17 protein-coding genes are annotated in these 19,176 nt (G+C 65.7%); 9 read left to right on the top strand and 8 right to left on the bottom strand.

Features of this window, described 5'->3' with window-relative positions; all coding sequences use genetic code 11:
- The first annotated feature begins 3 nt into the window (after window positions 1-3).
- Window positions 4-1,008, top strand: coding sequence for a TRAP transporter substrate-binding protein (locus tag QTI04_RS13550; RefSeq protein ID WP_286616139.1), 1,005 nt, complete (start codon window positions 4-6; stop codon window positions 1,006-1,008).
- A gap of 130 nt (window positions 1,009-1,138) precedes the next feature.
- Window positions 1,139-2,596 carry an amidohydrolase family protein gene (locus tag QTI04_RS13545; RefSeq protein WP_286602752.1) on the top strand — a complete coding sequence of 486 codons (1,458 nt, stop codon included), beginning with the start codon at window positions 1,139-1,141 and terminating at the stop codon, window positions 2,594-2,596.
- Window positions 2,597-2,610: 14 nt separating this feature from the next.
- On the opposite strand, the gene QTI04_RS13540 is transcribed toward QTI04_RS13545, so the two are convergent.
- The 7 genes from QTI04_RS13540 to QTI04_RS13510 form a co-directional block, all read right to left on the bottom strand.
- A complete protein-coding gene (locus tag QTI04_RS13540; RefSeq protein ID WP_286616138.1) occupies window positions 2,611-4,266 on the bottom strand; it encodes a bifunctional aspartate transaminase/aspartate 4-decarboxylase in 1,656 nt (551 codons plus the stop codon).
- A gap of 41 nt (window positions 4,267-4,307) precedes the next feature.
- Window positions 4,308-5,996, bottom strand: a complete 1,689-nt coding sequence (gene aspT / locus QTI04_RS13535; protein WP_286616137.1) for an aspartate-alanine antiporter — start codon at window positions 5,994-5,996, stop codon at window positions 4,308-4,310.
- Window positions 5,997-6,030: 34 nt separating this feature from the next.
- Window positions 6,031-7,743 carry an aspartate-alanine antiporter gene (gene aspT / locus QTI04_RS13530; RefSeq protein ID WP_286616136.1) on the bottom strand — a complete coding sequence of 571 codons (1,713 nt, stop codon included), beginning with the start codon at window positions 7,741-7,743 and terminating at the stop codon, window positions 6,031-6,033.
- Window positions 7,744-7,900: 157 nt separating this feature from the next.
- A complete protein-coding gene (locus QTI04_RS13525; RefSeq protein WP_286602747.1) occupies window positions 7,901-8,941 on the bottom strand; it encodes a VWA domain-containing protein in 1,041 nt (346 codons plus the stop codon).
- 61 nt (window positions 8,942-9,002) lie between these two features.
- Window positions 9,003-9,995 (bottom strand): DUF58 domain-containing protein, encoded by a 993-nt coding sequence (locus QTI04_RS13520; protein ID WP_286602746.1) that lies wholly within the window; start codon window positions 9,993-9,995, stop codon window positions 9,003-9,005.
- A complete protein-coding gene (locus tag QTI04_RS13515; RefSeq protein ID WP_286616135.1) occupies window positions 9,976-10,992 on the bottom strand; it encodes a MoxR family ATPase in 1,017 nt (338 codons plus the stop codon). Before QTI04_RS13515 ends, QTI04_RS13520 begins: the two co-directional genes overlap by 20 nt.
- A 29-nt stretch (window positions 10,993-11,021) precedes the next feature.
- The gene (locus tag QTI04_RS13510; protein WP_286602744.1) at window positions 11,022-12,014 is read right to left on the bottom strand and encodes a S1C family serine protease; all 993 of its coding nucleotides are present in this window, start codon (window positions 12,012-12,014) and stop codon (window positions 11,022-11,024) included.
- 87 nt (window positions 12,015-12,101) lie between these two features.
- Here QTI04_RS13510 and QTI04_RS13505 point away from each other — a divergent pair, with 87 nt between their 5' ends.
- Window positions 12,102-12,962: a TatD family hydrolase gene (locus QTI04_RS13505; protein WP_286616134.1), complete on the top strand. Its 861-nt coding sequence runs from the start codon at window positions 12,102-12,104 to the stop codon at window positions 12,960-12,962.
- Between the two features lie 122 nt (window positions 12,963-13,084).
- Window positions 13,085-13,429, top strand: a complete 345-nt coding sequence (locus QTI04_RS13500) for a hypothetical protein (RefSeq protein WP_286602741.1) — start codon at window positions 13,085-13,087, stop codon at window positions 13,427-13,429.
- 49 nt (window positions 13,430-13,478) lie between these two features.
- Here QTI04_RS13500 and QTI04_RS13495 read toward each other — a convergent pair whose 3' ends face one another.
- Window positions 13,479-14,306 (bottom strand): mechanosensitive ion channel family protein, encoded by an 828-nt coding sequence (locus QTI04_RS13495; protein WP_286616133.1) that lies wholly within the window; start codon window positions 14,304-14,306, stop codon window positions 13,479-13,481.
- 62 nt (window positions 14,307-14,368) lie between these two features.
- On the opposite strand from QTI04_RS13495, the gene QTI04_RS13490 reads away from it, so the two are divergent.
- The 5 genes from QTI04_RS13490 to QTI04_RS13470 all read left to right on the top strand — a co-directional run.
- The gene (locus QTI04_RS13490) at window positions 14,369-14,887 is read left to right on the top strand and encodes a DNA-deoxyinosine glycosylase (protein WP_286616132.1); all 519 of its coding nucleotides are present in this window, start codon (window positions 14,369-14,371) and stop codon (window positions 14,885-14,887) included.
- A complete protein-coding gene (locus QTI04_RS13485; RefSeq protein ID WP_286616131.1) occupies window positions 14,884-15,627 on the top strand; it encodes a spermidine synthase in 744 nt (247 codons plus the stop codon). The genes QTI04_RS13490 and QTI04_RS13485 overlap by 4 nt, the downstream gene beginning before the upstream one ends.
- Before the next feature lie 8 nt (window positions 15,628-15,635).
- Window positions 15,636-17,423 carry a GspE/PulE family protein gene (locus tag QTI04_RS13480; RefSeq protein ID WP_286602737.1) on the top strand — a complete coding sequence of 596 codons (1,788 nt, stop codon included), beginning with the start codon at window positions 15,636-15,638 and terminating at the stop codon, window positions 17,421-17,423.
- 234 nt (window positions 17,424-17,657) lie between these two features.
- Window positions 17,658-18,146 carry a tripartite tricarboxylate transporter TctB family protein gene (locus QTI04_RS13475; protein WP_286602736.1) on the top strand — a complete coding sequence of 163 codons (489 nt, stop codon included), beginning with the start codon at window positions 17,658-17,660 and terminating at the stop codon, window positions 18,144-18,146.
- Window positions 18,147-18,156: 10 nt separating this feature from the next.
- The coding region (locus QTI04_RS13470) for a tripartite tricarboxylate transporter permease (protein ID WP_286616130.1) at window positions 18,157-19,176 on the top strand (1,020 nt) is incomplete at its 3' end.

Genomic DNA, 19,176 nt, shown 5'->3' with positions numbered 1-19,176 from the left:
TCCATGCCCCGTTTCATTCAGAAGACCCTGCTGGCCGCCATCGCGGTGCTTGCGATGACCACCGCAGGTGCCCAGGTCAAGGAGCGCACGCTGAAGTTCGCGTTCCAGAACCAGACGGGCCATCCGCAGGCGCAAGGTGCGCAGAAATTCGCTGACCTGGTGGCGCAGAAGTCCGGCAACAAGATCTCGGTCAAGCTCTTCCCTGGCGGCTCGCTGGGTGGGGACTTGCAGACGGTCTCCGCACTGCAGGGCGGTACGGTCGAGATGACGGTTCTCAACGCCGGCATCCTGACCGCGCAGGTGAAGGAGTTCGCCGCCTACGACTTCCCGTTCCTCTTCAACAACGGTCAGGAAGCGGACGCGGTCACCGACGGCCCCTTCGGCCAGAAGCTGATGGCGAAGCTCGAGGAGAAGGGCCTGCATGGCCTCGGCTACTGGGACCTGGGCTTTCGCAACCTGACCAACAGCAAGCGCCCGATCGCGAAGGCCGACGACATCGCCGGGCTCAAGATCCGCGTGATCCAGTCGCCGATCTACATCGACCTCTTCAACACACTGGGCGCCAACGCCACACCGCTGCCTTTCCCTGAGCTGTACTCGGCGCTCGACCAGAAGGCGGTGGATGGCCAGGAGAACCCCAACACCGTGATCCTGTCGTCGAAGTTCGCCGAGGTGCAGAAGCACCTCACGCAAACCCGCCATATCTATAACCCGCAGGCGCTGATCGTCAGCAAGAAGACCTGGGACGGGATGAGCGCTGAAGAGAAGAAGATCATCACCGACGCGGCGACCGAAGCCACGGCCTTCCAGCGCCAGGTGTCCCGTGGCGCAGCGGACAGCGCGCTCGAAGCCCTCAAGACGGCCGGCATGACCGTCACCGAACTGCCGCCGGCCGAGATGGCGAAGCTGCGCGAGAAGGTCAAGCCGGTGATCGAGAAGTACACGGCCTCCGTGGGCGACGCGACTGTCAAGGAACTGATGGCCGAGATTGCCAAGGTTCGAAAGTAAGGCATAGCAAAAGCATGCGGGCGCCGATGCCCGTGCTTGCTTTTGTTCGCCTTGGCATCCAGCGCGGGTGACGTCAGACTAGGGAAACGCGTCCGGAACGCGTTTCCTTGCCAAGCTCTGGAGGTCATTGATGTATGCCTGCGAATCCATGGCGGACGGTTCGGCGGTAAGCCGAGCCATCTGCATTTGTCATCGGCCCGAGATCGGGAGGCTCACCCGACTCATCAACGCGGACCTGTCGAGGCGCGGCTTCGTCGCCGGCATGGCCGCCTCGGTCGCGGCGCTGGGGCTTCCGTTCAGTGCCAGCGCGCAACCCGCGCCCGCGCAGCCCCGGCCGATCGTGCTGACCAACTTCCGCCTCTTTGACGGCAAGAGTGCGTCGCTCCGCGACGGCCTCCACCTGGTGGTCGAGGGCGACCGGATCAAGTCGCTGGGGAGCGGCGCGCCCGCAGCGCCTGATGGTGCCCAGACGATCAATTGCGGCGGGCGAGTCGTCATGCCGGGGATGATCGATGCCCATTGGCATTCGATGTTCGCAGCCTTGCCGCTCCAGGTGCTCCTGCAAGGAAACATCGGCTTCATCCATATCGCGGCCAGTGGGGAAGCCCAGCGCACGCTGCTGCGGGGCTTCACGACGGTGCGTGACCTGGGTGGTCCCGCCTTCGCCTTCAAGCAGGCGATCGACCAGGGCCTGACGCCGGGCCCGCGCATCTATCCTTCCGGCGCGATGATCACGGGCAGCGGCGGGCATGGCGACTTGCGCTCTTTGTCCGACGTACCGAGGAGCCCGGGCACGCCGAGTTTCGTGGAGCAAACGGGCGCGGCGGCCATCGTCGACAGCCCGGACGAGATCCGGCTGCGCGTTCGGGAGCAGCTCACGCTAGGCGCATCGCAGATCAAGCTCGTGGGCGGCGGTGGCGTCTCCTCGCCGCGCAGTCCGCTGGACCTGACAACGCTCACGGAGGCGGAGTTGCGGGCGGGCATGGAGGTCGCGAGAGACTGGAACACCTATGCCACGGTGCACGCCTATGCGCCGCAGACCGTCCAGCGCGCCATCGCGGCAGGGGCTCGCTGTGTCGAGCACGCGCACCTGATGGACGAGACGACGGCGAAGATGATGGCCGACAAGGGCGTGTGGCTGAGCATCCAGCCTTTCTTGTCGGACGAGGACACGGGCCCCCTGACCGGCCCGAACCGTGTGGCCGCGCTCCAGGTGTTCGCAGGTACCGACAACGCCTACAGGCTGGCGAAGAAATACAAGATCAAGACTGCATGGGGCTCGGACATGCTGTTCTCCCCGGCGCTCGCGATACGACAGGGCACGATGCTGACGCATCTGACGAAGTGGTACTCGAACAGCGAGATCCTGACCATGGCAACGTCCACCAACGCGGAGTTGCTGGGTCTTTCAGGTCCGCGCAACCCTTATCCCGGGAAACTGGGTGTCATCGAGCAAGGCGCGTACGCAGACCTGTTGCTCGTCGACGGCAACCCCATCGAGAACATCGCGCTGCTTGCGAATCCCGACAGCAGCCTTCTGATCGTGATGAAGGACGGCAGGATCCACAAGAACACCCTGAAGGCCTGAGCCGGCGAGGGCCGCTACCTTTTCCCCTTCTTCGCGGATTTCGGTTTTCCGTCCCCGGCCGCGCCGCCTTTCGCGCCGCGGCTTCCCGACCCCTGCTGCTGGTAACGCTCGAAGAACTCGGAGGCCATGCCGCGGATGGATTTGCCGATGTTGGCGTAGTCGTACTCGTTGAGGTTCGCCAGCGACACGCGCCCCGACGCATGCGGGCTGCCGAACCCTCGCCCCGGCAGGAGCACGACGCCGGTTTCCTGCGCCAGCCGGAAGAGCGCCTCGTTCGGCCGAAGCTGCGCCACCAGCCATTTCGCGAAATCCGCACCGTACATCTGCGTCGCGATGTCCTCCATGTCGAGCAGGTGGTAGTAGCGCACGGAGTTGGGGTCGACCACCATCGGGATGCCCAACTCGCGGTAGAGCGCCTGCTTGCGGCGCAGCACGATGCGCTTCATGGACGCCTTGTAGGCCTGCGCTTCGTCCATCAGCGAGAAGAGGGAGAACATCACCATCTGCGCCTGCACCGGCGTGGAGAGGCCAGCCGTGTGGTTCAGTGCGACGGTACGGCTGTCCGCCACAAGCCGGTCGATGAACTTGAGCGCGCGGGGCTCGGTGGTGATGGAGCAGTAGCGCTCGTCGAGTTCCTTCTTCTGTGCCTCCGGCAGGGCCGCGATCCTCTGGTCGAGAATATTGGTTTCGTGCGTGGCCACCACGCCCATGCGCCAGCCGGTGGCGCCGAAGTACTTGGAGAACGAATACACGAGGATCGTGTTCTGCGGGCACATCGCGAACAGCGAGGTGAAGTCGTCGGCGAAGGTGCCGTACACGTCGTCCGTGAGGATGATGAGGTCCGGGCGCTTCCTGACGATCTCCACGATGTTGGCGAGCACCTCGTCGCTCATCTTCACAGAGGGCGGGTTGCTCGGATTGCACAGGAAGAAGGCCTTGACCTTGGGGTCCAGCAGCTTCTGCAGTTCCTTCTTCGTGTACTGCCAGTTGTTCTCCGGCTCCGCTTCGATGTTCAGCTCGACCAGGCGGTAGTCATTGAGGTGCGGGATCTCGATGTACGGCGTGAAGATCGGCATGCCCAGCGCGATCGTGTCGCCGGGCTCGATCAGGTGGTTTTCGCGCAGGCTGTTGAACAGGTAGGTCATCGCCGCCGTGCCGCCTTCGACCGCGTACATGTCGAACTTCCCCACGAAAGGATGCGTGCCGATCATCTCGCGGTGGATGTACTGGCCCACGATGATTTCGGAGAGGCGCAGCATGCGGTCGGGCACCGGGTAGTTGCAGCCCAGGATGGCCTCGCACATCTCGTAGATGAAGTCGCCGGCTGACAGGCCGAGCTGGTCGCGCACATAGGAGACCGCCGCCTCGATGAAGCGCACGCCGGGGCGTGATCGATGCGTCTGCGTAAAGATCTCGAAGCGCGCCTCGATGCCCTCGCGCTGGGGAAAGCCTCCCACGTCCTCCATGTAGACGTACGAGCGCTCGGACTCGGTCATCGCGAACAGGCCGAACTGGAAGAAGCCGTGGCGCGGTGTCGTCGCCAGGAAGTTGGGATTGCCGCGGCCCGCGTTGAGCATGAGCCGGTCGCTCTCGCTGGCGGCCTTGATCAATGAATCCTTGAGTTCGAAGGGGCTCAGGTTGCCCAGTTTTTCGACGTCGCTGAAGTCCATGGCTTGCTCCTTGGTTCGGGAAAGTAGAGGGATGTGCGCGCTCAAGCCAATGCGACGATCAACGGACCGAGCAAGGTCAGGAACACATTGGCGAGCGCGTAGGTGATCGCGAAGGGAACGGTCGGTATGGCGTTCTCGGCCTTGTCGAGCACCTCGCCGAAGGCCGGGTTGGCACTGCGCGAGCCCGACAGCGCGCCCGCGAAGGTCGCCACGTTGTCGTAGCGCAGCACGTAGCGGCCGAACAGCATGGTGACGATCATCGGCAGGATGGTCACCACCACGCCCACGCCGAAGATCGTCAACCCGTGCTGCTTGATCGTCTCGACCGCCTGCAGGCCGGACGACAGGCCCACGACCACCACGAATCCGGCGAGGCCGAGATCCTTGAGCAGCTGCACCGCGCCCGCCGGCAGCGCGCCGAAGGTCTGGCGCTTGGCCCGGTACCAGCCGAACAGAAGGCCCGACAGCAGTGCGCCACCGCCACTGCCGAGCGTCAGGGGGATGTCGCCGAGCTTGACGCTCACGAGGCCGATCAGCAGGCCCACCACGAGCCCGGCACCCAGGTAGACGAAGTCGGTCTTCGTGCCCTGCACGATGATTTCGCCGATGCGCGCCGATACGCGCTTGACGTCCTGCTCGGCGCCGAAGATCGAGACCAGGTCGCCGGCCTGCACCACGGTGTCCGGCTTCATCGGCAGGTCCTTGCCCATGCGGCTGATGTTGACCACGAAGATGCCATGCCGCGCGCCGCCCGCAGTCTCCGCGGTGATCTGTCCGATCGTCTTCTTGTCGAAGGTCTTGTTGGTCAGCACGATCTCGCGCTTCTGCATGGTGAGTTCCATGCCGTCGACGTCGTAAAGCTCCTTGCCCATCAGCGGCGCGCTGCCGACCACCGCCTCGCGCCGGCCGACGACGAGCACCACGTCGCCTTTCTGCAGCCGAAGATCGGGGCCGACCTCGATGAACTTGCCGCTGCGCTTGACCCTTTCGATCGTGATGGCGGTGGTCGGCGTGGCGTATTCGATCTCCGCCACCGTGCGGTTCGGATCGGTCGTCAGTTCGTAGATGCGTCCCACCAGCGAAGGCGCGGCCGCCTGCTGGTCCGGCCCCAACGCGGCCACGCCGGCCTGCATCGCGGTTTCGGCCGCGATCGCGTCGTCGCGGATGGACCGGCCCATGAACTTCGGCAGGATGTTGACGCAGACGATGATGGCGCCGAACGAGCCGAACACGTAGGTCACCGCGTAGCCGATGGCGACGTTGCCTTGCAGCCGCGTCGTCTCGTCCGCCGAGAGGCCGAGCTTGGCGATCGCGTCGCCGGCGGTGCCGATGATGGCCGACTGCGTCAGACCGCCGGCCGCGACGCCGGCTGCGAGGCCCTTGTCCAGGCCGCACAGCTTGGCCATGACGATCACCGTCGCGAGTCCGGTGATGGCCAGCACGGCCGCGAGCACGATCTCCTTGAGAGAGCGCTTGCCCAGCGAACTGAAGAACTGCGGGCCGCTCTCGAAGCCGACTGCGTAGATGAACAGCGCGAAGAGCACCGCCTTCACCCCGTCGTCGACCTTCACGCCGACCTGGCTCACCACCACCGCGACCAGCAGCGACCCGGCCACGCCGCCCAGCTGGAATTTGCCGAACTTCAGCTTGCCGATGTAGTAGCCGAGAGCCAGCGAGAGGAAAAGCGCCATTTCAGGCGACCGTTTGAAGAGATCATGCAGCCATTCCATTTGCCGGTTCCTTTCGGGTCGGGGTTGGACGAGGTCACTTCATCTGCAGGGCGCCGACGATGCCGACGATCAGCGGTCCCATCAAAGGCAGGATCACGTTCGAGATCGCATAGGTGATCGTGTAGCCCAGCAGCGGCGTCGTGTTGCCGGCCACGTTCTGCACGGCGCTCAGGGCCGGCGTGCTGCACTGCTGCCCAGCAATCGCGCCCAGCAGCACGGGGGTCTCGATCTTGAGCAGGTGGCGGCCGACGATGAGCGAGATGGTCGCCGGCACGATCGCGATCGCTATGCCCAGCAGCGGCAACGCGACGCCGAACTTTTGGATGAGCGTAAGCGCCTGCGGGCCCGAGGCCAGTCCCACGCAAGCGATGAAGGTGGCGAGACCGATGTCCTTCATCAGCGCGAGCGCGTCTTCGGGAATGCTGAGGCGGTGCGGATTGCGGGCCTGGAACCAGCCGAAGGCCAGGCCTGTCAGCAGCGCGCCGCCGCCGGTTCCGAGCGAGAAGGGGATGCCGCCCAGCTTGATGCTAAAGCCGCCGATGAACACGCCGAGCAGAATGCCCGCCGCCATGTAGCTGATGTTGCTGCGCACGGAATGGACGACGCGCACGCCGAAGAGCGGCACTACCTTCGGCATGTCGGCGGCCGGCCCGTAGAGCTTGAGCACGTCGCGCCGCTGGAGCTCGAGTTCGGGCAGCAGCGGCATCGTGTGCCCGTCGCGCACGACACCGACCACATGGACGTTCTGCTGCAGGCGTGGAAGCTGGCTGAGCGCACCGCTGCGGTCCGCTTTCAGGTCGCGCAGCTCGCGGCCGATCCATTCGGGCTGCGTCAGCATCACCTCGACCGTTTCGATCACCACCTCGAAGGCCGTGGTGTCCGCGAACTCGCGGCCCAGAAGGCCGGCGACCTCGACCATCGCGCTGCGTTGCCCGATCACCAGCACCTGGTCCCCGGCTTCGAGGCGCAGCGACGAGCTGACTTCCGGCAGTGTGTCGCCGCGCTTCACGCGCTCGATGCCTGCGCGTCGCTTGAACGGGTCCATCAGCTCCGCCACCGTGCGGCCCTGGGCCGTCGTGACCTCGAACACGCGGCCCACCATGTCGGGGGCGGCGGGCAAGGCGTCGTCGTCGTCGCCGCCGCCCATCGAGCGCCAGAGCTTGTCGGCCTCCTCGCGCAGATTGACGCGCAGCACCAGCGGAAAGACCTGGCTCGTGGCCACCACGATCGCGATCAGCCCGAACACGTAGGTGATCGAATAGGCCGTCACCACGTTGGCCTGCAGCTGGCGGATCTCGTCGGGTGGCAGGGCCAACTTGGAGATGGCGTCGGTCGCGGTGCCCACCACCGCCGATTCGGTCGCGGCGCCGGCCATCAGGCCGGCGGCCGTCCCCTGGTCGAAGCCGAACAGGCTGGTGGCCCCGACCACCAGTCCGATCACCACGACAACCTCGATGAGGCAGAGCAGGCCCATGCGCAAACCCTTGGCATCCAGGTTGGCGAAGAACTGCGGTCCGCCCGCATAGCCGAGCGCGAAGATGAAGAGCATGAAGAAAGTGTTCTTCACGCTGTCCGCCAGCGTGATACCCAGCTGGCCCACGAGCAGCGCAACGATCAGCGTGCCGCAGACGCCGCCCAGCTGGATCGGGCCGAATCGGATCTGGCCAAAGGCGTAGCCCAGGGCGAGCACCATGAAGAGTGCAATTTCCGGGTGCGTTCGCAGGATGTGGACGAGTTCGCCGAACACGAAAACCAGATTCCCCTTCCGATGCCGTCGTGTTGCGGCCGTGGCTCCCCTGCCTCGCCAGGGACTGCCGAGGCGCATGAAATTATTGCGGGGGGATCGCGCCGTGCCTACGCGCTCAAGGGGCAGCCGCCGCTGCACCAAAGGGCAAGAACGGGCGCTACAGGATGCGGTTGAACCAGAGCAGCGACAGCCCGGCCGAGAGCAGCGCCAGCGCGGCGGCGCCCATCGCGAAGAGGGCCGATATCTCGGTCTCCTTCTTCTCGACCGTCAGGCGCGAGCTCAGCGTGTTGTAGACCTTCTTCAGGTCGTTTGCGGTGCCTGCATAGAAGTATTCGGCCTGCGTCTTGTTGGCGATGGCCTTGAGCGTTTCCTCGTCGAGCCGCACGCGCATCGACCAGCCCTCGAAGCCGATGGTCTCGCCGTCGACGGTGCCGATGCCCACGGTGTAGACACGCACGCCGCGCTCGGCCGCCACCTTGGCCGCATCGAGCGGGTCGACCCCGGTGGTGCGCTGGCCGTCGGTCAGCATGATGATCGCGGCCGAGGTGTAGGAGCCGGGCGGTACCGGCGTGAATTCCTTCGGCGGCGGCTTGCCGACGCGATCGATCGACACCCCGCGCTCCCGGCTCTGCGGGCCGAAGTCCGAGATGTCGATGCCGGCATCGGGGAACAGCGTGGCGAGCGAGACGACGATGGCGTTGCCGGTGGCTGTCGCACGCTGAAGCTGGAACGAGTCGATCGCGGTGACCAGATCCTCGCGGTTGGTCGTCGGCAGTTGCGCCACCTGCGCACTGCCCGCGAAGGCGACGATGCCGACCTTCACGGTGCGCGGCAATTCCTTGATGAAGCTCTTGGCCGCCTCCTGCGCCGCGACCAGCCGGTTGGGCAAAACGTCGGCGGCACGCATGCTGCCGGACACGTCCATCGCCAGGATGATGGTCTGCTGGTTCGAGGGCAGCACCACCACCGCCATCGGCCGGGCGGCGGCGATCAGCATCGCGACCAGCGCGAGCATGAACAGGAAGGGCGGGATGTGCCGTCGCACGGTCTGGCCGGCGCCCATCGCCTCGCGCACGATCGACAGGCTGGCATAGCGCAGGGCCAACTTCTTCTTGCGGCGCATGAGCCAGACATACAGCAGCACCAGCAGCGGTATGGCCGCCAGCAGCCAGAGGAATTGGGGCCAGAGAAAGGTCATTCGGAAACCTCCGCGCTTCGCGCTGCGGCGCGAGCTTGCTTGGAGCGGTCCGCCGCGGCGCTCATGCTGCCACCGCCTTGGGATTGGCCGGCCCGGTGCGCACGCGGCGCTTGCGCATGTCGGCAAAGCGCACGATGGCCTCCACCAGGTCGTCGTCTGTCGACAGTTCGAGTGCGTCGACGCCGATCCTGGCCAGCGTCTCGCGCAGGGTGGCTTCGCGTTCCGCGGCGATGCGCGCGAAGCGCTTGCGGAATCCCGCGTCATGCGTGTCGACCCAGAGCTGCTCGCCCGTCTCGGCGTCGCGCAGCGGGACCAGGCCCAGGTCGGGGAGTTCGAGTTCGAGCGGGTCGAAGAGACGCACCGCCACCACGTCATGCCGCTGCACGATGTGCGCGAGCGGGCGCTCCCAGCCGGGCTCGCTCATGAAATCGGACACCACGAACACGGTCGAGCGGCGCGGCATGAGCATCGCCGCCGATGCGAGCAGGTCCGCGAGGCGGGTCATGCCCTTCTGGTCGGGCGCGACCCGGGCCGAGCGGCGCTCCATCGCATGCAGCAGGTGCAGCACGTGCCGCCGTCCGCTGCGCGGCGGAATCACCGCCTCGACGTCGTTGCCGTAGACCATCGCGCCGACCCGGTTGCCGTGCCGCGTCAGCAGGCGGGCGATGACACCGACGAAGCCGGCCGAGATCTCGCGTTTGGCCCGGGTGCCGGAGCCGAAGTCGACCGAGCGGCTCAGGTCGAGCACAAACCACGCGGCCATCTCGCGGTCTTCGGTGAAGACGCGCACGTGCGGCGTCTGCAGGCGCGCCGTGACATTCCAGTCGATGTGGCGAACGTCGTCGTGGTGCTGGTATTCGCGCAGATCGGCCAGATCGAGGCCGGTGCCGCGCATGAGGGTTCGGTAGTCGCCCTGCAGGAGACCGTCGAGGCGGCGGATCACCGTCCACTCCAGGCGGCGCAAGGCGCGCTCGACGCCACTCGCCGCAGCTTCTGCCGCGGCGAGCTGTTCGTCGTTCGCTGCCTTCGCGCGTCTAGGCCACCAGCTTTTCATGTTCGAGCGGTTTGGCTGGAGCGGGCACGGCCCGCATGATCCTGTCGACCAGGCTGTCGGGCGTGAGCCCTTCGGAGAGGCCTTCATAAGAGAGCGTCACGCGGTGGCGCAGCACGTCGGGCACCAGCGCGGTCATATCTTCAGGCAGTGCGTAGCTGCGCCCCCGCAGCAGGGCCAGCGCGCGTGCGCCTTCGGTCAGGTTGATGCTGGCGCGCGGGCTGGCGCCGAAGGTGATGAAGCGGCGCATGTCCTTCAGGCCGTGCTTCTCGGGCGTGCGGGTGGCCGATACCAGCCTGACGGCGTACTGGATCAGCGACGGATCGACGTACACGCGGCGCGCCTCGGCCTGCAAGGCGGCGAGCTGATCGGTGGTCGCGACGGGCGCGGCCTCGACCGGCGGGCCGATGACTCGTTCGACGATGACGAATTCCTCCTCGTCGGTCGGGTAGTCGACCAGCACCTTCATCATGAAGCGGTCCACCTGCGCCTCGGGCAGCGGATAGGTGCCTTCGGTCTCGATGGGGTTCTGCGTCGCCATCACGAGGAAGGGGCGCGGCACCTTGTGTGTCTCGCCGGCGATGGTGACCTGGCGTTCCTGCATGACTTCCAGCAGCGCGCTCTGTACCTTGGCCGGCGCGCGATTGATTTCGTCGGCCAGCAACAGGTTCGCGAAGACAGGGCCGAGCGAGGTGCTGAAGTCGCCGGTCTTCTGGTTGTAGATACGCGTGCCGACCAGGTCGGCCGGAACCAGGTCGGGCGTGAACTGAATGCGCTTGAACTGCCCGCGCACGGTGTCGGCGAGCGTTCGCACCGTCAACGTCTTCGCCAGCCCGGGCACGCCCTCGACCAGCAGGTGCCCGCCCGCCAGCATCGCGACCATGACTCTTTCGAGAAAGCGGTCCTGGCCGACCACGACTCTCTTGACCTGATAGAGGATCTGCTCCATCAGCTCGGCAGTGGCCGTGGCGGCGGCGGGCGATTCGTTCTCTGTGCTCATGCGGAGTGCCTTGGTGGGATCGGTGGGAGTCAGAACGGCGGCGAGCCGGCGGCAGTGGCGGCGTTCTCGATCGGAACGGCGAAGCCGATGCCGATGAAAGTGCGCTGCTGGGTCGGGTTGAGGATGGCGGTCACGATGCCGAGCACTTCGCCATTCATATTGATGAGCGGGCCGCCCGAATTGCCGGGATTGGCGGCGGCATCGAACTGGATCAGGTTGCCGAGTTCCTGCTTGCCTTCGGGCGAGCGGAAGGAGCGCTTGAGGCCCGACACCACGCCGGCGGACACCGAAGGCCCGATGCCGAACGGAAAGCCGACCGCCACCACCTGGTCACCCGGCTGGAGGTCGGCCGTCGAGCGCATGGTCGCGGGGATGAGGTCGTCGGGCAGCTTTTGCGCCTGCAGCACAGCGAGGTCGTTCTCGGGCTGCACGCCGGTGACGATGGCAGGCGCCTCGAGCCCGTCGGCGAAGGTGACCTTGACGGTCTCCGCGCCGGCGACCACGTGCAGGTTGGTGAGGATGATGCCCTTGTCGACGATCACCACGCCGGTGCCGACGCCGCGCTCCACCTGCTGTCCGGGCGCTGCCACTTCGGGCGGTGCCTCCGGCGGCTTGCCCTTGGCGAGATTGCGTCCGCGCTTCTCGGTCTTGGCTTCGGGCGTGGTCTTCTCGGTGCCATAGCCCACCACGCGCACGACGGAAGGGCGGATGATGTCGGCAGCCTTTGCCGCCGGGGAGGGCAGGGTGGCGGTCTGCAAGGTGCGCAGGACGGCCGAGTCGATGTCCTTCTGGGTCAAAGTGTGCGTGCCCTGGCGCGGCCACATCACGACGCCGGTCGCGCCCATCGCGAGGACGAGTGCCAGCAGGAGTCCGAAGCTGCGGCGGCCGGGTTGCCATCGTGGCGCCGCAACGGCCGCCGGCACCGCGGGCGTGTCTGGAGCGCCGGATGTGTCGGGCGCTCCGGGTTCGGCCGCATCCTGCGGCCCTCGGGGCGAGCGGCTGTAGAAAGCTGGCCTGCGCATCGGGGCACCTCCGGCAAAAGAGAACGCTTGAGGAGGCACGGTAGCACGCTTTCCGCGGCTGTGCATCCGTTCGGGCATCATCGCTCGATGGCCGTCTTCGTCGATACCCATTGCCACCTCGATGCGCCCGAATTCGGCGCGGAAATGCCCCGGATACGGGCCCGTGCGCGGAGTCGGGGCGTGGCGCTTTGCGTCATCCCCGCGGTGGCCGCCGTCAACTTCGCGGCGGTGCGGGAGCTCGCGCATCTTCAGGGCGATGCCTACGCGCTCGGGATCCATCCGATGTGCACGGGCGATGCACTGGACGAGCATCTTGATCTGCTGGATGCCGAACTCGTTCGGCGGCGCGATGACCCGCGCCTGGTGGCAGTCGGAGAGATTGGCCTGGACTTCTTCGTTGAAGGGCTCGACGCGGACAAGCAGGAACGCTTTTTTCACACTCAGTTGCAACTTGCGCGCAAGCACGAGCTGCCAGTAATCATTCATGTGCGGCGCTCGGTCGACAAGGTGCTGAAGCACCTGCGGCAGGTGGCGCCCGGACAGGCGTGGCATGGCATCGCGCATGCCTTCAACGGCAGCGAGCAGCAGGCGCAGGCCTGCATCGACCTCGGCCTCAAGCTGGGCTTCGGCGGCGCGGTGACGTTCGAGCGCGCCCTGCAACTGCGCCGACTGGCGGCAACCCTGCCGCTCGAAGCGATAGTGATGGAAACCGATTCACCCGACATTCAGCCGCACTGGCTCTACAAGACGCAGGCCCAGCGCGATGCGGGCGAGCCGCAGGGCCGCAACGAGCCGGGCGAACTGCCACGGATCGCCGACGTGGTGGCGGCGCTGCGCGGGATCGACGCAGCAGCGCTGGCCGAAGCAACCACTCGCAATGCCGTTGCGGCCCTGCCTCGTCTGTCTGCGCTGATCGGCCTGTCGGCCGCCATCCCGCGCATGGCGTAGGCGGAGCGCCCGACTTGCGTCCAAGCACGCGCCTCAATGGTTTTTGGTGTCATCCTTTGACCTTGTGCACTCGTTGCATCACAGTGGCGAGCCTGTCACTCCAACTCATACAAGGAGCTTCCATGACCCCATCCAACATTCGCGTCCTGTCGACCGCCGTGGCCCTGGCCTTCGCCTGCATTGGCGGATCGGCAGTTGCGCAAAGCACCACCCAGAAGGTCGAGAACGCCGGCGAGAAGGCCTGGGATGCCACCAAGAGTGGCACCGAAAAAGCCTGGGACGCCACCAAGAGTGGCACGAAGAAGGCCGTGAAGGCGACCGAGAAGGGCGCCAAGGCGACCGGCAAGGCCGTCGATAACGTGGCCACCGACGCCGCTGACGGCACGCGCAAGGTCGGCGACAAGATTGGCGAGAAGATCCCGGGCACGGTTCAGAACGAAGCCGTCAAAAAGGGCGAGAAGCCCTGATCTCCGGTTCGCTTCCGAAATGAAAAACCCGCCTCGGCGGGTTTTTTTCTTATGCGGTCGTCGGTCCGACCGCTCGCCGGACGAGCGGTGTTTCAGGCGTCGGGTAGCCCGCCGCACCGAAGGTCTTGACGACCGCGCGATGCGTGTCGAAGTACACCTGCCAGTAGTGGTCCGTGTGCGTGTAGGGCCGCACGGCGAGCAGGGGGCCTTCGGGCGTGAACTGGAGAATCTCGATGTCGGGCGGCTGCTCGGTCGAGACGTTCGAGATCTTGCTCACCTCGGCCCTCAGCAACTCTATGGCCTGGTTCACGTCGACGCCGTTGGCGACTTTCGCGGTGGTGTCGACCCGGCGCCACGGCAGGTGGCTGAAGTTCTGGATCGTCTCCGACAGCACTTTGTTGTTGCCCACGGTGGCGATCACGTTGTCGGGCGTGACCAGCGTCGTACCGAACAAGCCGAGTTCCTTGACGGTGCCGTTGACGCCGCCGCCGACGGTCACGTAGTCGCCGACCTTGTACGGCCGCAGCACCTGAAGGAACACGCCCGCTGCAAAGTGCGTGAGCAGGCCGCCCCATGCCGTGCCGATGGCCAGCCCGGCGCCTGCCAGCAGCACCGCGAACGAAGTCGTCCTCACGCCGAACATGTCTAGGATCGCGAGGATCAGGACGATGTTGAGCACCACGCCGAGGATCGAGACCAGGTAGTTGCTCAGCGTCGGGTCCATGCGCTTGCCGCGCTCGAGCGCCTTGGCTACGAGCCGCTGCGCGAGTCCGATGAGCCATCGGCCGATGCCCCAGGCGATCAGGGCGCCGATCACTTTCAGGCCAAAATCCACCCCTTGCGTCGTCAGGAAAATCCAGATCGCTTCCGTATTCATGATCTTCTCCTCACAGGTGCCGGCACTTCTGCGAACCGGCAAGCGTTATGGATAAGCCAGCTTTGCGCCCAGGCGACGCGAAGGCTGTGCTCACGGGGCTTGCGCCAATCGTTTCTGGCAACACCGCCTTGTTGATACTCGGCAGCTTTCCAGGAGCCCGGTCGATCGCGCAGCAGCAGTATTATGCGCACCCGCAGAATCACTTCTGGAAAATATTGGAGGCCCTGTGGCCCGGCAACCCGCTTCCAGTGGGCGAAGGCAGCTATCAAAAGCGTAGCAAGTGGTTGTTGGACCGTGGTCTGGGCGTGTGGGATGTCTACGCCAGTTGCGAGCGGGAGGGCAGTCTCGATTCCGCGATCCGCGACGCGGTCGTCAACGACATTGCGAGCCTTCATTTGCCGAGGCTGGTGGCCATCGCCCACAACGGTGGCGAGAGTTTCCGGCATGCGCGGCACACGCGCACGCTGGGTGTGCTGGTCCATCGCCTGCCTTCGTCGAGCCCGGCCAATGCCTCGTGGAGCTTCGAGCGCAAGGTCCAAGGCTGGCGTGAGGTGTTTGAAAGGTATCTGGTCATTCCATGAAGGTCTCCCTTCCCGAGGTCAATTTCTCCGATTGGGGAGACGTTCGCTATCTGCACCTGGGCACCGAGTGGGTGCAGGGCTCGATGAAGCTGGACGCGCCCTTCGAGATCGAACTCGAATACGTGCAGCGCATGATGGCGTGGCTGCTCTTCGTCGACGCCGCCAGCGTGCCCAAGCGCCATGCCATGCAGTTGGGCCTGGGCGCGGCCAGCCTCACCAAGTTCAGCCGCAAGACGCTGCGCATGCGCACGACCGCGATCGAGCTCAATCCGCAGGTGGTCGCAGCCTGTCGCGGGTGGTTCAAGCTACCGGCGGATGACGGCAAGCTCCAGGTGGTGGTGGCCGATGCGGCCGCCGAGATCCGCAAGCCGCAGTGGCTGGGTACGGTCGACGCGCTGCAGGTCGACCTGTACGACCATGAGGCCGCCGCGCCCGTGCTCGATAGCGAGGACTTTTATGCCGACTGCCGCGCCTTGCTCACCGACGACGGCTGCATGACGGTCAACCTGTTCGGCCGATCGTCCAGCTACGAGCGCAGTCTTGAGAAGATTTCCGCCGCGTTCGGCGAGGACGCGGTCTGGGCCTTCAAGCCGACGCGCGAGGGCAACACCGTGGTGGTCGCCCAGCGCATTGCCAGCCGGCCGAAGCGCCCCGCGCTTGCCGACCGCGCCCAAACCATCCAGACTCGCTGGGGCCTGCCCGCACCCAAGTGGCTGCGCGTGTTCAAACCTCGGAACTGATTTCATCCATGAGTGCTGTCTCCGTCGCTGCATCCGCCGCTTCCCGCCACGAAGGCCCGCTCGATCTGCGCCATCTGATCGAATGGCTGGCCAAGGACGGCGTGATCTCGCCTGTGGAGGCAAAGCGCACGCTGGCGCGCTGCGCGCAGGCCGAAAGCCGGCAGGCGCCGCTGGTGCGCCTGGCGAACGTCGCGATGACGCGCGAGGGCGACGGCAAGCCGCTCGATCTCGAGATGCTCACGCAGTGGCTCGCGGGTCGTGCGGGGCTCTCCTATCTGCGGATCGACCCGCTCAAGGTCGACGTGGGCAAGGTGGCAGACACCATGAGCGCCGCGTACGCCGAGCGGCACAAGGTATTGCCGGTGCAGGTAACTCCGAGCGAAGTGGTGGTTGCCACGGCCGAGCCCTTTCTCACCGACTGGATCGCCGAGGTCGAGCGCCAGTCGCGCCGATCGGTGCGACGCGTGGTTGCGAGCCCGACGGACATTCAGCGCTACACGGCCGAATTCTTCGCACTGGCCAAGTCGGTGCGGGCCGCGCAGAAGGCGGGCGGCAACACGGGTGGGGCCAGCTTCGAGCAGCTCGTCGAACTCGGCAAGAGCAACAAGCAGCTCGACGCCAACGACCAGAGCGTGGTGCAGGTGGTCGACTGGCTCTGGCAGTACGCCTTCGACCAGCGCGCGAGCGACATCCATCTCGAACCGCGCCGCGACCAGGGCGTCATCCGCTTTCGCATCGACGGCGTGCTGCATCCCGCCTACCAGATGCCGATGGGCGTGATGAATGCGATGGTCGCGCGCATCAAGCTGCTCGGCCGCATGGACGTGGTCGAGAAGCGTCGGCCGCTCGACGGCCGCATCAAGACCCGCAACATCCGCGGCGACGAAGTCGAAATGCGCTTGTCGACATTGCCGACGGCCTTCGGGGAAAAGATGGTGATGCGGATCTTCGACCCCGACACGGCGGTGAAGGACCTGGACGCACTCGGCTTCGCGCAGCACGACGCGCGGCGCTGGGAGCAACTGGTGACGCGGCCGCACGGCATCATCCTGGTGACCGGCCCGACGGGGTCTGGCAAGACGACCACCCTGTATTCGACGCTCAAGCGGGTAGCGACGGAAGAGGTCAACGTCAGCACGATCGAGGACCCGATCGAAATGATCGAACCGTCCTTCAACCAGACGCAGGTGCAACCTCAGCTCGATTTCGGATTCACCGAGGGCTTGCGCGCACTGATGCGGCAAGACCCGGACATCATCATGGTCGGCGAGATCCGCGACCTGGCCACTGCCGAGATGGCGGTGCAGTCGGCTCTGACCGGCCACCTGGTCTTCAGCACGCTGCACACCAACGATGCTCCCAGTGCGATCACGCGGTTGATGGAGCTGGGTGTGCCGTCCTACCTGATCAACGCGGTGATGCTCGGCGTGCTCGCCCAGCGTCTGGTGCGCACGCTGTGCCTGCATTGCAAGGAACCCGACGAAGCCGTCACCCGCGAGAAGCTCGCGGAGTTCGTGACGCCCTGGCAGATCAACGGCTCCGTGCGTGCCTACAAGCCGGTCGGTTGCGTCGACTGCCGAATGACCGGCTACATGGGCCGCATGGGCCTGTACGAATTGCTCAGCATCACCGAGGCATTCAAGGGCGAGGTCACCAAGGAACCGAACATGGTCTCGCTCAGGCGGCAGGCCGTCGCCGACGGCATGCGCCCGCTGCGCCTCGCCGGAGCGCTGCGCGTCGCAGAAGGGGTCACGACGATCGAAGAGGTGCTGAGCGCAACTCCGCCTCTGGAGTAGCTTCGGCCGGCGCAGCCAGGCCCGTTCGCGAAACACCGCGGAACCGGCTTCGCCGGGCCGCAGGTGTTGCCCCCCGGTAGGGGGTTAGCGAAGCGACACGAAGTGCGCGAAGCTTGGGGGCGAGCAACAGCCCCCTCGGGATTACCCTGAATTCACGGTTAGTGGAATCCACATCCACCTGACTTCTGGCTGACCACACAATCTCCGATCGAATTTTTTTCGTGGAGACCATTCGTGAAAATCAAGAGTCAGAAAGACTTCTTCTCGGGGGTGATGTTCACCGTCGTCGGAGTCGCATTCGCCTGGGGCGCAACGACGTACAACGTCGGCAGCGGCGCCCGCATGGGTCCGGGATACTTCCCGCTGATGCTCGGCATCCTGATGGCCGTCATCGGGCTCGGCATCATGTTCACCGGACTCACGGTCGAGACCGAGGACGGCGAGCCGATCGGCAAGTGGGCCTGGAAGCAGGTGATCTACATCATCGGCGCCAACCTCGCCTTCGGCTTGCTGCTCGGCGGCCTGCCGAGCATCGGCGTGCCGGCCATGGGCATGATCATCGCCATCTATGCGCTCGTGATCATCTCCAGCCTGGCGGGCAGTGAGTTCAACCTGCGCAAAGTGCTGATTCTCGCGACGGTGCTGGCCGTCGGCAGCTACATCGCCTTCATCTGGGCGCTGAAGCTGCAGATCCAGGTGTGGCCTACCTTCATCACGGGTTGAGGACGACAACATGGATCTCGTAAACAATCTCACGCTGGGTTTTGGCGTCGCCTTCACCTTCACCAACCTGCTGTACTGTCTGGCCGGTTGTATTCTGGGCACGCTGATCGGCGTGCTGCCGGGCATCGGCCCCGTCGCGACCATTGCGATGCTGCTGCCCGCCACCTATGCGCTGCCCCCTGTGTCGGCGCTGATCATGCTGGCCGGCATCTACTACGGCGCGCAGTACGGCGGCTCCACTACTGCCATTCTGGTCAACTTGCCAGGTGAATCGTCCTCCGTGGTGACCGTGATCGACGGCTACCAGATGGCGCGGAAAGGGCGGGCCGGTCCCGCGCTCGCTGCCGCCGGCCTGGGCTCGTTCTTCGCGGGTTGCATCGGCACGCTGATCCTGGCGGCTTTCGCACCGCCGCTGACCGAGCTGGCCTTCAAGTTCGGCCCGGCCGAATACTTCTCGCTGATGATCCTGGGCCTGATCGGCGCCGTGGTGCTGGCCTCGGGCTCGCTGCTCAAGGCCATCGCGATGATCGTTCTGGGCCTGCTGATGGGCCTGGTCGGCACCGATGTGAACTCGGGTGTCGCGCGTTTCAGCTTCGACATCCCCGAACTCACCGACGGCATCGGCTTCGTGACCATCGCCATGGGCGTGTTCGGCTACGGCGAAATCATTGCCAACCTGTCGCGACCCGAGCACGAGCGTGAAGTGTTCACCGCCAAGGTGTCCGGCCTGTTCCCGACCAAGGAAGACTTCAAGCGCATGCTGCCCGCCGTGCTGCGCGGAACCGCCCTGGGCGCGTCGCTCGGCATCCTGCCCGGCGGCGGTGCGCTGTTGGCCGCCTTCGCTGCCTACACCATCGAGAAGAAGACCAAGCTGCATCCGGGCGAAGTGCCCTTCGGCAAGGGCAACATCCGCGGCGTCGCGGCGCCCGAGTCGGCCAACAACGCCGGCGCGCAGACCTCCTTCATCCCGCTGCTGACGCTGGGCATTCCGCCCAACGCGGTGATGGCGCTGATGGTGGGCGCGATGACG

The sequence above is a fragment of the Variovorax sp. J22R115 genome (assembly GCF_030317005.1).
In the GTDB taxonomy this organism is placed as follows: domain Bacteria; phylum Pseudomonadota; class Gammaproteobacteria; order Burkholderiales; family Burkholderiaceae_C; genus Variovorax.
This window is presented reverse-complemented; position numbering and strand designations above follow the sequence as displayed.

Excerpts from the sequence above, each read along its gene's own strand:
- QTI04_RS13550 (WP_286616139.1), top strand. The coding sequence starts at position 4 with ATGCCCCGTTTCATTCAGAAGACCCTGCTGGCCGCCATCGCGGTGCTT.
- QTI04_RS13545 (WP_286602752.1), top strand. The coding sequence starts at position 1,139 with ATGTATGCCTGCGAATCCATGGCGGACGGTTCGGCGGTAAGCCGAGCC.
- QTI04_RS13540 (WP_286616138.1), bottom strand. The coding sequence starts at position 4,266 with ATGGACTTCAGCGACGTCGAAAAACTGGGCAACCTGAGCCCCTTCGAA.
- aspT (WP_286616137.1), bottom strand. The coding sequence starts at position 5,996 with ATGGAATGGCTGCATGATCTCTTCAAACGGTCGCCTGAAATGGCGCTT.
- QTI04_RS13525 (WP_286602747.1), bottom strand. The coding sequence starts at position 8,941 with ATGACCTTTCTCTGGCCCCAATTCCTCTGGCTGCTGGCGGCCATACCG.
- QTI04_RS13520 (WP_286602746.1), bottom strand. The coding sequence starts at position 9,995 with ATGAAAAGCTGGTGGCCTAGACGCGCGAAGGCAGCGAACGACGAACAG.
- QTI04_RS13515 (WP_286616135.1), bottom strand. The coding sequence starts at position 10,992 with ATGAGCACAGAGAACGAATCGCCCGCCGCCGCCACGGCCACTGCCGAG.
- QTI04_RS13510 (WP_286602744.1), bottom strand. The coding sequence starts at position 12,014 with ATGCGCAGGCCAGCTTTCTACAGCCGCTCGCCCCGAGGGCCGCAGGAT.
- QTI04_RS13505 (WP_286616134.1), top strand. The coding sequence starts at position 12,102 with ATGGCCGTCTTCGTCGATACCCATTGCCACCTCGATGCGCCCGAATTC.
- QTI04_RS13500 (WP_286602741.1), top strand. The coding sequence starts at position 13,085 with ATGACCCCATCCAACATTCGCGTCCTGTCGACCGCCGTGGCCCTGGCC.
- QTI04_RS13495 (WP_286616133.1), bottom strand. The coding sequence starts at position 14,306 with ATGAATACGGAAGCGATCTGGATTTTCCTGACGACGCAAGGGGTGGAT.
- QTI04_RS13485 (WP_286616131.1), top strand. The coding sequence starts at position 14,884 with ATGAAGGTCTCCCTTCCCGAGGTCAATTTCTCCGATTGGGGAGACGTT.
- QTI04_RS13480 (WP_286602737.1), top strand. The coding sequence starts at position 15,636 with ATGAGTGCTGTCTCCGTCGCTGCATCCGCCGCTTCCCGCCACGAAGGC.